This is a genomic window from Kribbella sp. NPDC020701, from assembly GCF_055562215.1.
Map to the genome: position 1 here is coordinate 200,653 of NZ_JBVHFT010000007.1, position 13,355 is coordinate 214,007.

Consider the following 13,355-nt stretch of genomic DNA (forward strand, 5'->3'; position numbering starts at 1 on the left):
TCTTTTCCGCTACCGCAGTTGCGTAAATGGCTGTACAGTTCTTTTCGACACCACAGTAGCGAAAAGGAGCGACGATGGTGGGACGTGGGCGGCCGCGGGATGCCGGGGTGGAGGGACGAGTGCTGCAGGCCGCCATGGCCGAGATGCGGGCCGGCGGGTACGACGGAATGTCGGTCGACCGGGTCGCGGAACGGGCCGGGGTCGCGAAGACCACGATCTATCGGCGCTGGCCGACCAAGGCCGAGCTGGTGATCGCGATGATCGCCGGCCTGCGCTCCGCCGTACCGTTCGCACCGAGCGGCGACCCGCGACGCGATCTCACCGAGCTGGTGACCGGGATCGCCGAGACGCTGAACGGTATACCAACCACCCTGATCGCGGACCTCGCTGCGGCTGCAGCCCGGGAGCCGCGGGTCGGTGAGAGCGTGCGCGGCCTCTGGGGTGAGCGGCACGCCGCTGTCACCGCAGTCGTCGCGCAAGCCCAGGCCGATGGTCTCGTGCCCTGCCATGCCGCCCCCGCAGTTTTGGTCGACCAGACGGTCGGACCGCTGTACTACCGGCTCCTCATCACCGGCGAGCCGATCACTTCTGCCTATGTGAGGGAGCTGGTGCACAGCACCCTCGGACCTGATCCGGAGCAGTCATGAAGCTGGAGTCACCCAAGAAGTCCCGCAAGATCAAGAAGTCCCGCAAGGTACTGGCCGTTGTCGCCGCTGTCGTGGTGCTGCTGGCCGGCTACACGACGTACACAATCGCGCGGCCGTTCGTCCTGCACACCGAGATCGACATCGACGCGAGTCCCGAGCAGGTCTGGAAGGTACTCACGGATCGGCAGGCGTACCCGGAGTGGAACCCGTTCATCATTTCCTCGACCGGTGAACTGACCAAGGGCGCCAAGATCACCAACGTGCTCCGCGACACCAAGGGCGCCGAGACCAAGTTCACGCCCACGCTGCTCGCGGTCGAGCCGAACAAGGAGCTCCGCTGGGTCGGCAAGGTCCCACCCGGCGGGATCTTCGACGGTGAGCACTCGTACCGGCTCGAGGCTCTGCCGGACGGGCGTACCCGGCTGATCCAGGAGGAGAAGTTCCGCGGGGTGGCGATCCCGTTCACCCGGTCGATCCTGAACAACACCATCAAGCCGCAGTTCGTCGCCATGAACCACGCCCTCGCCGCCCGAGCTACCGGGTACTGAGCCGTAAACCGCAGCGACATCCATGCAGTGCATGCATCAAAAGCGCCACAAAGATGCATTGGACCGGATGAGAGGCGGGCTGATTGGCTTGACGGCATGGAGATGCGCAGGTTGGGACGAGTAGGGATCGAGGTCAGCCCGGTGGGGTTCGGATGCTGGGCGATCGGCGGTCCGTTCAGCAATCCGGCCGGAGAGCCGCTGGGGTGGGGCGAGGTCGACGACGACGAGTCGGTCCGGGCGATCCGGCGGGCGATCGAGCTCGGGGTGACGTTCTTCGACACCGCGGACGTGTACGGCGCCGGCCACAGCGAGCGCGTTCTCGGCAAGGCGCTCGAGGGCCGGCGCGACCAGGTGGTGATCGCGACCAAGTGGGGCAACACCTTCGACGAGTCGACCCGGGTCATGCATCACCAGGACAAGACACCCGAGTATGTGCACAAGGCCGTCCGGGCGTCCCTCGAACGGCTCGGCACGGACTACCTCGACCTCTACCAATTGCACTTCGACACGACCGACGACATCGCGCTTCCACTCCGCGAAGCGTGCGAGGACCTGGTCCGGGAAGGGCTGATCCGCAGCTACGCCTGGAGCACGGACACACTGCACAGCGCCGAGCTCTTCGCCGAAGGCGAGCACTGCGCGGCGATCCAGCACGAGGCGAGCGTTCTGCACGACGCTGCCGACTTCTTCGCGCTGTGCGAGCGGGCCGACCTCGCGAGCATCAACCGGACGCCGCTGGGGATGGGCATCCTCGGCCGGCGGAACGCGGATCGGCCGGCGACCGGCGCGGACATCCGCACCCTGCCGCCATCCTGGCTCCGGTTCTTCGACGAGGGCGGCGTACCCGCGCCGGAGTGGTGGGACAAGGTGTCGGCGATCCGCGACGTACTCGAAAGCGACGGGCGGACGCTGGCGCAGGGCGCGCTGGCGTGGCTGTGGGCTCGGAGCCCGCGGACGGTGCCGATTCCTGGGTTCCGGACGGTCTCTCAGGCCGAGGAGAACGCCGGCGCGATGGCCCTCGGTCCGCTCAGCGACGACCAGCTGAAGGAGATCGCCAAGCTGCTCGCCGACTAGGCGGGGACCCCCTCGGCCCGGCAACCGTCCAGGGACCGGTTCCGGGCCGAGGTCTTGCCACCGGCGAGGTTTATCGATATACCTCTGCGCAACAAACTCACTGCTGCGTGACGAGGTAGGCCGTGGTCTCAGTCGACAGGTTTGGTGGTGCCGCGCAGGATCAGCCGCGCCGGCGCGACCAGCTCCTGCGGTTCGCCGGTCGGTCCGCCGTTGATCTGGGCGATCAGCTGCGCGACGATCGCGTCGGCCATCTCCTCGTGTCCCGGATTGATGCTCGACAGCGCCGGGACCAGGTACGGCGCCTCGTCGATGTCGTCGAAGCCGATCACCTGGACGTCGTCCGGCACTCGCAGTCCGGCATCGGCCAGCGCTCGAAGCGCGCCGAGGGCAACTACGTCGGTGAGCGCGAACACCGCGTCGAAGCCGATCCCGCGCTCGTGCAGCGACCGGATCGCGTCGTACCCCTCTTGCAGCGTGAACTTGCACCGAACCGTCAGCTCGGGGTCCATCGGTACGCCGGCCTCGGTGTGCGCAAGCGCGTAGCCCTCGGCGCGCAGAGCCGGCATGTTCGCGGTCCACTCCGGGTTGCCGCCCAGCATGGCGACACGGCGGGCGCCGGTCGCGAGCAGATGCGCGGTCGCCTGCCGGGCGCCGTCGACATTGTCCATCATCACGTGGTCGAAACGCGACGGCAGCGCGCGCTCGCCGATCATCACCACCGGTGCGTCGGGGTGCATCTGGGTCAGCTCGGCCGGGTCGATGTCGACCACGCTGAGGATCAGACCGTCGTACATCCGCAGCCGGGAGAAGGCGACCGCGTCGAGCTCGCCCTCGCGGCTGGCGCCGGTGCGCTCCATCACGATCCGCAGCCCGTGCGCCTCGAACCGGTCGGCGAGCCGGCCGGCCAGCTGGGCGAAGTACGGGCGCTCGAGCTCCGGGACCGCGAGGCCGACCACTCCGGTGCGGCCCGCGCGCAGGTGCCGGGCGGCCAGGTTGACCTGGTAGCCGAGGTCGCTGATCGCGGCCAGCACCCGCTCGCGCGTCGCGGCACCGACCCGCGGCCGCCCGTTGATCACGTTCGACACGGTCATCGTGGAGACCCCCGCGGTCCGCGCGACGTCGGCCATCGTCACCACGGTGGATGGCCGCTTCTTGCCTACCCCACCCAGCCGCCCCGGTTTGTTCATGGCCCCAACCTTACGTAAGGAGTTCGCGATGAAACTGCGCCGTACAGTAGCCGCCCTGGCTGCCGTCGCGCTCGCCGTCCCGCTCGCCGCCTGTGGCGGTTCGTCGGACAGCGGCGGTGGCAGCGGCAAACTCACCTTCTTCTCCTGGGACGGAGAAGACACGATGAAGCCGCTGATCGCCAAGTTCGAGCAGGACAATCCCGGCCTGAAGGTCGAGTTCTCCAACGCCCCGCCGGTCGCGGAGTACATCTCCACGCTGCAGTCGCGGATCCTGTCCGGTACGGCGGCCGACGTGTTCGCGATCGCCGCCGAGAACAAGACCAACTTGATCAACGGCAAGCATGTCGTCGATCTGAAGGACAAGCCGTTCCTGAAGAACGTGCCGAAGTTCAACCAGACCACGTACTCCGGCTCCGACGGCGCGGTGTACGGCCTGTCGGTGGCGTCGTGGGGCGCGGGAATCCTCTACAACAAGGACCTTTTGGCCAAGGCGGGCGCGACCACGATCCCGCAGACCTGGGACGAGTTCCTTGCCCTGTGCCACAAACTGAAGAACGCCGGGGTCACGCCGTACCTGGAGTCGGTGCAGGCGATGTCCACGCCGCTGTCGGCGTTCCTGGGCGCGGAGAGCGCGGCCGACGGCAACTCGATGGACACGAAGATCTTCGACGGGTCCGCGAAGTTCAAGGACTACTGGGTCGAGCCGCTCACACAGTGGTCGCGGCTGTGGACCGAAGGCTTGGTCACGCCGGCGGTCGTCGGCCTGACTGGTGACCAGGTCCGGACCGAGTTCGCGACCGGCAAGGTCGCGATGATGGTCGCCGGCCCGTGGGACATCCCCGGGGTCCGCAAGGCGGCGCCGAAATTGAAGATCGAGATGGCGCCGATCCCCGGGATCGACGACCGCAAGCCGTACCTGGCCGGCGCCGCCAGCCCGGGCTACGCGATCAACGCGAAGGCGAAGAACCCGGAGGCCGCGGAGAAGTTCCTCGCGTTCCTGGACACGCCCGAGGCGATGGCCCTGTACCAGAAGGCGACCGGCGCGATCACCGTCACCACCGACTTCGAGCCAACGCTCGACCCGGCGCTGAGCCCGATCGTCAAGGACGTCCGGGCCGGCAACGTCTACCTCCCGCAGATCGCATGGAAGCGGGCCGAGGACATCCTGAACGTCGAGGCGACCGCGCAGCTGCAGCTGCTGGTCCAGGGCAAGGCGACCCCCGAGCAGGTCGCGACCGCCCTCGACACCAAGCTCGCGAGTACGTCGTGACCACAAGCCAACTCGCTCCGGCCCGGACCACCTCCCAGGTCCGGGCCGGAGCGGAACGACCACGTCCCGGGTTCAGCTGGGAGAAGGCGCGGGCGACGTCGGCGAACCAGCTGTTCCTGGTGCCGGTGGCCCTGGTCTTCGTGGTGCTCCTGGTGGTGCCGCTGACGCAGACGTTCTACTGGAGTTTCACCGACTTCACCGGCTACTCGGCCGACGTGAAGTTCGTCGGGCTGTCGAACTACCACAAGGTCCTCACGGATCCGTCGATGCTGGCCGGCCTCGGATTCACGCTCGCCTACACGATCGGTACGGCGGTGCTGATCACGGCGTGCGCGATCCCGCTGGCCGTCGTACTGAACAAGAAGTTCTTCGGCCGGAACTTCGTCCGGTCGGTGTTCTTCTTCCCGGCCATCCCGAGTATCGCGATCCTGGGCCTGGTCTGGGGTTACATCCTGTCGCCGCTCGGCTCCGGCGTACTGAACTCCGTCCTGGAGAGTCTGTTCCACGCCGGGCCGTACCCCTGGTTGTCGGATGCAACGCTGGCGCGATTGTCGGTGATCGTGGTCGCTGTCTGGGGTGGCGCCGGATGGCACGCGATGCTGTATCTGGCTTACCTGCAGTCGATTCCGACCGATTACTACGAGGTGGCAACCATCGACGGCGCCTCGGCGCGGCAACAGTTCTTCCACCTCACCTTGCCGTTGCTCACGCCGGCGATTGTCATCAGCAACTTCCTGCTGATGACCGGCGGGCTCAAGGTGTTCGACCTGCCGTTCACCCTCACCAAGGGCGGTCCGGGGTACTCGACGTACACGATCACGCAGTCGATCATCACCAGCGGCGTCGCACAGGGCCGCTACGGCCTGGCGTCCGCCCTGGCTGTCCTGTTCACCTTCGCGGTCGCCCTGGTCGCGGTCGCCCAACTCTGGGCCTCCCGCCGAATCGAACGGAGAGTGCTGTGAAACAACGACGGTCTCCGATCACCAGCGTGGTGATGATCGCGCTGGCGTGTCTGGTCGGCGTACCGCTGTACTACATCGTCGTCAACACGGTGAAGACGCAGGAGGAGATGACCCGGTCGCCGCTGGCGTTGCCGACGCGGCTGTTCCTGGACAACTACCAGCGGATCTTCGAGACGGTGCCGCTCGGGCGCAGCTTCCTGAACACGTTGCTGGTCACGATCGCGGCGCTGCTGGTCCAGCTGTTCGTCGGCTCGACGGCGGCGTACGCGATGGCGATGCGGGCCAGCCGGTTCAACCGGATCTTCGGGGCACTGCTGCTGCTCGGGTTCATCGTGCCGGGCCAGTCGACGCTGATCCCGCTGTACCGGATGCTCGTCGGGGCGGAACTGGTCGACACGTTGCGCGGGCTGGTGATCATCTACTCCGGCGGCGCGATCTTCTGCTACTTCCTGATCCAGGCGTACATCAGCCGGCTGCCGTTCGAGATCATCGAGGCGGCGCGGATCGACGGCGCCGGGGCGTTCCAGATCTACTGGCGGATCGTGCTGCCGCTGATCCGGCCGATCCTGGTCACGGTCGGGATCTTCCAGACGATGGGGATCTGGAACGACTTCATCACCCCGAACGTGTTCCTGAGTTCGCCGGAGAAGGCCACCCTGGTGCTGCAGGTCTACCGTTCGGTCGGCGAATTCTCGACCGACTGGCCGGCGTTCATGACGATGAGCGTTCTGGTGCTGATCCCGATGGTGGTCTTCTTCATCCTCACGCAGCGCCACATCGTCAGCGGCCTCCTGGCAGGAAGCGTGAAGTCTTGATGCTCTACACGGATCCGGTCCATCTGGCGCCGACCGATCCGGCGTTGATCGCCGGGCCGGACGGCTCATGGTGGATGTTCTACACGCAGCGCCGCGCGCACGAGCCGGACGACGGGCACCGCTGGGTGCACGGCACGGACATCGGCGTCGCGCGCTCGTTCGACGGCGGCCTGACCTGGCAGTACGACGGTGTTGCCGCGGGCATCGATCCGCATCCGGGCCGGAACACACTCTGGGCGCCCGAGGTGATCCTGGCCGGCGATCGGTACCACATGTTCACCAGCTACATCACCGGCGTACCGGATCAGTGGGCAGGTCACCCGCGCACGATCTTGCACCACACCTCGACGGACCTGACCGATTGGCGGTACGACGGTGTGCTGCCGCTGTCGTCGGATCGGGTCATCGACGCGTGTGCCTACGAACTGCCGACCGGTGGGTGGCGGCTCTGGTACAAGGACGAGGCGCACGGCTCGACGACCTGGTCGGTGGACTCGCCGGACCTCACCGCGTGGTCGGAGCCTGTCCAGGTGATCGGTGGGGCTCCTCACGAAGGGCCGAACGTGTTCAGGCTCGGTGAGTTCTACTGGATGATCACCGACGACTGGCGCGGACAGGCTGTCCACCGGTCGCGGGACCTGACCGCGTGGGAGCCGGCCGGCCGGATCCTGGACGAGCCCGACCGCGGATTCGGTCACCACGCCGATGTTGTCGTGGGCCGGGACGCCGATGGTCGGCACGTCGGGTGGATCTTCTACTTCACCCATCGCACCTCCGGCGTGGGTGTAGCCGATCCGCGCCGGCTGACCGACGTCCATGTCGCCGTACTGTGGGCGGACGGAGACCGGCTCGTCTGCGACCGGAACGCGCCTGTCGCACTGGATTTACGCCGCAGCATCTAGCACAAGGAGAGTTCGTTGTCTTCAGCATCTTCTGCCCGGGTCGTGATCGATCTCGACGTACCGGGTCCGACCATCAGCCGGCATCTGTACGGGCACTTCGCCGAGCATCTCGGGCGGTGCATCTACGGCGGCTTCTACGTCGGCGAGGACTCCGGCCTGCCGAACGAGGGCGGGATCCGGCTCGACGTGGTCGAGGCGCTGCGGGCGCTGAACATCCCGAACCTGCGCTGGCCGGGTGGCTGCTTCGCGGACGAGTACCACTGGAAGGACGGCATCGGGCCGAAGGCGGACCGGCCGTCGATGATCAACACGCACTGGGGCAACGTCGAGGAGAACAACCACTTCGGCACCCACGAGTTCCTGGCGTTGTGCGAGTTGCTCGGCGCGGATCCGTACGTCAACGGCAACGTCGGCAGCGGGACCGTGCAGGAGATGAGCGAATGGGTCGAGTACCTGACCCGCGACGGTGACAGCCCGATGGTCCGGCAGCGCAAGGTCAACGGCCGCGACGAGCCGTGGAAGGTGCCGTTCTGGGGTATCGGCAACGAGACCTGGGGCTGCGGCGGGAACATGCGCGCCGAGGCGTACGCCGATCTGGCCCGCCGGTACGCGACGTTCTGCCGGGACCACGGCGACAACAAGCTGTACAAGATCGCCGCGGGTGCGTCCGACGACGACCTGAACTGGACCGAGGCGCTGATGAAGGCGATCAGCTGCCTGGGCTGCGGGCGCGACCCGAAGAACATCTTCCAGGCGATCTCGTTCCACTACTACACGGTCGCCGGGACCTGGGAGAACAAAGGCCGCGCGACCGACTTCGACCTCGACGACTACTACCGGACCATCATCAAGGCGCAGGACATCGAGCGGGTGATCCGCGGCCACTCCGCAGTGATGGACGCGTACGACCCCGAGCACAAGGTCGGCCTGGTGCTCGACGAGTGGGGCACCTGGTGGGACGTCGAGCCGGGCACGAACCCCGGGTTCCTGTACCAGCAGAACGCGATGCGGGACGCGTTGGTGGCGAGCCTGCACTTCGACGTGTTCCACCGGCACGCGGACCGGTTGGTGATGGCGAACATCGCCCAGACGGTCAACGTGTTGCAGGCGATGCTGCTCACCGACGAAGACGGTGGGCTCGTGCGGACCCCGACGTACCACGTTTTCGAGATGAACAAGGGGCACCACGACGCGGTCGCCGTACCGGTGCATGTCGTCGAGCAACCGACGCCGTACGAGCTGGACGGCAAGGCGATGGAGCTGGTGTCGGCCTCGGCGTCGGTGAAGGACGGGCGGGCGCTGGTGTCGGTCAGCAACCTGGATCCCGGTGCGTCACTGGACGTCGTACTGGACCTGCGCGGTGCCGACGTCCGTGAACCTGTGGGACGGTTGCTGACGGCATCTAAGCCGCAGTCGTACAACACGACGAGCGACCCGGCCGCGGTGGCTCCGGTCCCGTTGACCGGGCTGGAACCAGAGCCCCGCGGACTGCGGGTCACCCTACCGCCGCACTCCTTCGCGACGGTCAGTGTGGCCGTGTGACCGGGATCTGGAACTCGTGCACCCAGTTCGCCGGGTTCTCCATGTCGAACTGGAGTGTGACCTCCCGGGCATAGCCCTGGCTGCGGTAGCCGTTGTCCTCGATCCACTTGGCCAGCGTCTGCATGCTGCGTTCGGCTTCCATCATGTCGCCCTTGTGCACGATGGTCGCGGCCTGCGCGAGCTCGGGGAGTTCGGTGATCTCGACGTCCGCCGCCGTACCCGCATCGACGGGTACGGCGGCGTGGACGCGGATCGTCTCGTTCTCGGCATCCTCGTAGTACGCGACCGGCGAACCGCACGGATTGATGCCGGCGGCACCGAGGCGCTCGAACAGCTGGCCGAACAACGGCTGGAGGACCGGACCGATGTCCGCACCGTCGTAGCTCGCTGAGATCGCCGACAACTCGGCGATCCGGGTCGGGGCGATGTGCTTCAGGACGACGTCATCAGTAGGCATCTGACCTTCTCTCTCGATGAGCCGGAGCCTCGCCTCGACACTCGTCAGCCGGGCCGAACTGCGGGCCAGCTCGTCCTCGAGCTGGGCCTGTCGCAGCCGCAACATGCCGCGCAGTTCCTCGGCGGACAGCTTGGCGTCGACGATCTCGTGCACCTGCTGGAGCGTGAAGCCGAGATCCTTCAGCGCGATGATCCGGTTCAGCCTGCTGAACTGCTCAGCCGAGTAGTACCGGTAGCCGGTCGCGCCGTCGACGACCGCCGGCCGGAGCAGCCCGATCGCGTCGTAGTGCCGAAGCATCCGGGCAGACACCTGCCCGAACGCCGCGAAGTCTCCGATGGTGAACATGCCTCCACCCTCCCGGTTGACACAGTGTCAAGGTCAACAGCGGACCTCCGGCACTCATCAAGTGTCCACCGGGTCCCGCTCAGGAGCCGGCCGACGGTCGCCGCCGGCGAGGCTGGTGAGGTTGGTGAGTGCGGCAGGTCCGGGTCAGGAGGTGACGCGAGTGCGGCGGTCGCGGATGGCGGCGACCGCGAAGCCGGTCAGGACGACGGCGACTCCGCCGGCGCCGAAGCCGGTGACGAAATCGCCGCGGCTGCGCAGGCGGGCGTCGCACTGCATCGGCGTGATGCCCTTCTCGGGCTGGAAGACCGAACCGCAGGCCTCACCGTTGACGTGGACCGGACGAACCGCGAAGACCACCCCGGCGATCAGCAGGACCACACCCACCGCGCCGAGAACCTTGCTCAGCACTGCCCGTCTCGCGGGGAGGCACATCGGGCAGCCAGGACCGACCACACCTGCCTGGTCAGATCCCGCATACGGCCCTCACGCTCCCTGGCTAGCACCTAAGATTTGATCAAATCTAACGCAGCTAGCAGCCTCCGCTGAAGCCCGGACCCAGCCCCTGATCGAATCTTCACTCAGTTCTAACGATCTCCGGGCGCGAACTGTTCACCCTGGGCGGAGGTTGGTTCAGGCGTCGAGTACGGCGACCAGGGAGCCGGCCGCCCTGCCGTGGGCCACGTCGGCGAGCGCCCGATCCACCGCGTCGAATCTCACCGAATTGACGTGGGCCGTGACCGGTAGCCGAGCGACGAGCCGGAACAGTTCCTCCCCGTCGCGGCGGGTGTTGGACGTGACGCTGCGAAGGTCGCGTTCATGGAAGAGGTGACGCTCGTAGTTCAGCACCGGCACGTCGCTCAGGTGGATCCCCGCGACCGCCACCGTCCCACCGGGCTTGAGCGCCTCCAACGCGTACGGCACCACCTCACCAGCCGGGGCGAACACGATCGCCGAGTCCAGCGGCACGGGCGGTCGGTCGGCGGTCTCCCCGACGTACGCGGCACCCAAGGCGCGCGCCAACTCCCGATTCTGTTCGCCACGGGTCAGCACGAAGAGCTCGGCGCCCTGCGCGGTCGCGAGCTGAGCGGTGAGGTGCGCGCTCGATCCGAACCCGTAGAGGCCGAGGCGACCGCCCGGCGGCAGGTTCGCTCGCAGCAGGGAGCGGTAGCCGATGATCCCGGCACACAGGAACGGCGCGAGCTCTTCCGCCGGACGGTCGGTCGGCAGTGCGTACGCGTAGTCCTGCGGCACGACGGCGTACTCGGCGAATCCACCGTCCGCATCCCAGCCCGTGTACGTCGACCGCGGACACAAGTTCTCGGCTCCGGCCCGGCAGAACTCGCACACCCCACAGGTCCCGCGCAGCCAGGCGATCCCCACCCGGTCGCCGTTCGCGAACCGGTCCGCGCCCGGTCCACGATCGACCACCGCACCGACAACCTGATGCCCCGGTACGACGCCCGGCCGCCGCGGCTCCAGGTCTCCTTCACACAGATGCAGATCTGTCCGGCAGATTCCGCAGACCTCGACCTTCACCAGCACCTCGCCGGATCCGGGTTCCGGCACAGTACGACGTACTCGCCGCAAGGGCCCGTCGTCGATCGGGCCGGGCCGCTCGACTGCCCACACATCCATCAGATCGGCCATGAACCAACGATCTCAGGCGACGCGCTGCAAGGCCCGCTCCCGGTGTTCGGCGATCTTCGAGCCGGACTCCCGGCGAGCCATCCGGCGCAGTACGACGGGTGCCAGGAGCAACCCACCCACGGCCCAGATCCCGAGCACGCCGACCGTCTCGAGGTGACGCCACGAGTCGCCGAGTTCGACGACGACCGCGCTGTCCGGGAGCAGCGCCGACCGCATGCCCAGCCCCATCCAATAGACAGGGGTGAGATGCCCGATCCACTGCAGCCAACCGGGCAGCGCGGTGATCGGATAGAAGATGCCGGAGATCGCGATCAGCGCGAGCACCGGCAACTGGATCAGGCCCTGTGCCCGGGCGGTGGTGAAGACCGAGCCAAGGATCGCCCCGATCGGCAATGTCGCGATCAGACCGAGTAGCAGCACCCACCCGAGGGTCGGCCAGTGCGCTGATCCGAGCGCGAGACCGTCGACAATCAACAATCCTGGAATCAGCAGGATGGCGAGATCCGCGAGCAGCCCGCCGGCCACCGAGACGACCTTGCCGACGAGGTAGCCGAGCATGCCGTTCGGGATCGCCTTGGCCCGCAACAAGGTGCCGTCCTCGCGATCGGCGGTGAGCTGCTGGCTCATGCTGACCATGCCCATCGCGGCGTTCATTCCGAGGATGCTCGGCAGGGCCAGCGCGCCGAGCAGGAACCCGGTCGAGCCGAAATCCCTGTGTCGCAGGAAGAACAGCGCGGCCAGCATCAGCACCGGCCAAAGGAAGTGACTGAACAACTCACCCCCATTGGTGAACGACTGCCGCAACTCGATCACCCCACGCCGCCACCCCGCCCGGACCGCCGCCGCCCGCGGCGACATCCCCCGCGCGCCCGCCCCCGACGCCGTCCGCTCCACGGTTCCTCCTTGTTTCATGACGCAAACTCCTGTCCTCGGACGAGTGCGAGGTACGTCCCTTCCAGTGAGGCCCGGCGGACCTCGAGCTCGCGGACGGCGGCGCCGTACGTCGCGAAGAGGTCGCGGACGAACTCGGTCGAGTCCGGTGTCGACTTTCGGAAGTGCTGATTGTCGACAATCCACCGGACCTCGTCCTCCCCCGCGATCAGCGTGGTCAGCTCGGCCGTCGTCCCGGCCGCGACGATCCGGCCGCCGGTCAGAATGAGAATGCGATGCGCCAGCTTGCTCGCCTCGTCGAGGTCATGTGTCGTGAGCAGGATCGTGGTGTCCTGCTCGACCGCGAGCCGCCGCACCAGATCATGGAACTCGTACCGCGCCTCCGGATCGAACCCCGCGGTCGGCTCATCCAGGAACAGCAGTTCCGGCCGCCCGACGATCCCGATCGCGACATCGAGCTGGCGCCGCTGCCCACCGGACAACGTCTTGATCTTCTGCGCCGCGTACGCGCCGAGTCCCACCGCCTCCAACAGCTCACCGGTCTCCCAAGGCCGTACGGCGGTCGCACTCGAGTACGGCGCGTAGTACGAGCCGAGGTGATGCAACAGCTCACGCACCCGCCAGTTGCCGTGGTCGCGCCAGGACTGCAGCACGATGCCGAGCCGGGATCGCCATCGCTCGTCGCCCTCGGCAGGATCCACTCCGAGCACCGCGACGTTCCCGGCAGACCGCAGCCGGAACCCCTCCAGGATCTCGATCGTCGTGCTCTTCCCCGCGCCGTTCGGCCCGAGTAGGGCGACCACCTCACCCGGCCGGGCCCGGAACGAGACATCGTGCAGAACCTCGGTGCCGCCGTACCGCATCCGCAGACCGTCGACCGCCAGAACCATCGTCCACCTCCTTCACAAGTGCCTGAAAGCTACGTTGCATTCACCACACCGGCAATCCCGGTCAAGCCCGAAAGGAGTGCAAAGCCTCGGGAAACCTGGCAATCTGTGCAATGAGCCTGACGCAGAATGCAACCCAGGTTGACACTCGTTGCAATGAGCTGACGGTGAACGCAGAGAG

The 13,355-nt window shown here is 67.2% G+C and carries 14 protein-coding genes; 8 read left to right on the forward strand and 6 right to left on the reverse strand.

Annotation, left to right across the window (positions count from 1 at the left end; translation table 11 throughout):
* Positions 1-74: 74 nt before the first annotated feature.
* From ACZ3HV_RS18765 to ACZ3HV_RS18775, 3 genes are all read left to right on the forward strand, one after another.
* Positions 75-647, forward strand: a complete 573-nt coding sequence (locus ACZ3HV_RS18765) for a TetR/AcrR family transcriptional regulator (RefSeq protein WP_465685923.1) — start codon at positions 75-77, stop codon at positions 645-647.
* The gene (locus tag ACZ3HV_RS18770; protein WP_465685925.1) at positions 644-1,195 is read left to right on the forward strand and encodes an SRPBCC family protein; all 552 of its coding nucleotides are present in this window, start codon (positions 644-646) and stop codon (positions 1,193-1,195) included. The genes ACZ3HV_RS18765 and ACZ3HV_RS18770 overlap by 4 nt, the downstream gene beginning before the upstream one ends.
* Positions 1,196-1,291: 96 nt before the next feature.
* Positions 1,292-2,269 (forward strand): aldo/keto reductase, encoded by a 978-nt coding sequence (locus ACZ3HV_RS18775; protein ID WP_465685927.1) that lies wholly within the window; start codon positions 1,292-1,294, stop codon positions 2,267-2,269.
* Between the two features lie 128 nt (positions 2,270-2,397).
* On the opposite strand, the gene ACZ3HV_RS18780 is transcribed toward ACZ3HV_RS18775, so the two are convergent.
* Complete coding sequence (locus ACZ3HV_RS18780) at positions 2,398-3,456, reverse strand: LacI family DNA-binding transcriptional regulator (protein ID WP_465685929.1); 1,059 nt, start codon at positions 3,454-3,456, stop codon at positions 2,398-2,400.
* Positions 3,457-3,484: 28 nt separating this feature from the next.
* Here ACZ3HV_RS18780 and ACZ3HV_RS18785 point away from each other — a divergent pair, with 28 nt between their 5' ends.
* From ACZ3HV_RS18785 to ACZ3HV_RS18805, 5 genes are read left to right on the forward strand one after another with little or no spacing between them, the layout of a single operon-like run.
* Positions 3,485-4,726 (forward strand): ABC transporter substrate-binding protein, encoded by a 1,242-nt coding sequence (locus ACZ3HV_RS18785; protein WP_465685931.1) that lies wholly within the window; start codon positions 3,485-3,487, stop codon positions 4,724-4,726.
* Positions 4,723-5,688, forward strand: a complete 966-nt coding sequence (locus ACZ3HV_RS18790) for a carbohydrate ABC transporter permease (protein ID WP_465685933.1) — start codon at positions 4,723-4,725, stop codon at positions 5,686-5,688. The genes ACZ3HV_RS18785 and ACZ3HV_RS18790 overlap by 4 nt, the downstream gene beginning before the upstream one ends.
* Positions 5,685-6,503, forward strand: coding sequence for a carbohydrate ABC transporter permease (locus ACZ3HV_RS18795; RefSeq protein ID WP_465685935.1), 819 nt, complete (start codon positions 5,685-5,687; stop codon positions 6,501-6,503). The genes ACZ3HV_RS18790 and ACZ3HV_RS18795 overlap by 4 nt, the downstream gene beginning before the upstream one ends.
* Positions 6,503-7,405, forward strand: a complete 903-nt coding sequence (locus ACZ3HV_RS18800) for a glycoside hydrolase family protein (protein ID WP_465685937.1) — start codon at positions 6,503-6,505, stop codon at positions 7,403-7,405. The genes ACZ3HV_RS18795 and ACZ3HV_RS18800 overlap by 1 nt, the downstream gene beginning before the upstream one ends.
* Positions 7,406-7,420: 15 nt before the next feature.
* Positions 7,421-8,947, forward strand: a complete 1,527-nt coding sequence (locus tag ACZ3HV_RS18805) for an alpha-N-arabinofuranosidase (protein WP_465685939.1) — start codon at positions 7,421-7,423, stop codon at positions 8,945-8,947.
* Here ACZ3HV_RS18805 and ACZ3HV_RS18810 read toward each other — a convergent pair.
* The 5 genes from ACZ3HV_RS18810 to ACZ3HV_RS18830 form a co-directional block, all read right to left on the reverse strand.
* On the reverse strand, positions 8,931-9,749 hold the full coding sequence (locus ACZ3HV_RS18810; RefSeq protein ID WP_465685941.1) for a MerR family transcriptional regulator: 819 nt from the start codon (positions 9,747-9,749) through the stop codon (positions 8,931-8,933). The genes ACZ3HV_RS18805 and ACZ3HV_RS18810 overlap by 17 nt on opposite strands.
* A 144-nt stretch (positions 9,750-9,893) precedes the next feature.
* Complete coding sequence (locus ACZ3HV_RS18815) at positions 9,894-10,157, reverse strand: hypothetical protein (RefSeq protein WP_465685943.1); 264 nt, start codon at positions 10,155-10,157, stop codon at positions 9,894-9,896.
* Positions 10,158-10,379: 222 nt separating this feature from the next.
* Positions 10,380-11,396: a zinc-binding alcohol dehydrogenase family protein gene (locus tag ACZ3HV_RS18820; RefSeq protein WP_465685945.1), complete on the reverse strand. Its 1,017-nt coding sequence runs from the start codon at positions 11,394-11,396 to the stop codon at positions 10,380-10,382.
* A gap of 12 nt (positions 11,397-11,408) precedes the next feature.
* Positions 11,409-12,308, reverse strand: coding sequence for an ABC transporter permease (locus ACZ3HV_RS18825; RefSeq protein WP_465685946.1), 900 nt, complete (start codon positions 12,306-12,308; stop codon positions 11,409-11,411).
* Positions 12,305-13,177, reverse strand: a complete 873-nt coding sequence (locus tag ACZ3HV_RS18830) for an ABC transporter ATP-binding protein (RefSeq protein WP_465685948.1) — start codon at positions 13,175-13,177, stop codon at positions 12,305-12,307. Before ACZ3HV_RS18830 ends, ACZ3HV_RS18825 begins: the two co-directional genes overlap by 4 nt.
* Positions 13,178-13,355: the final 178 nt, after the last annotated feature.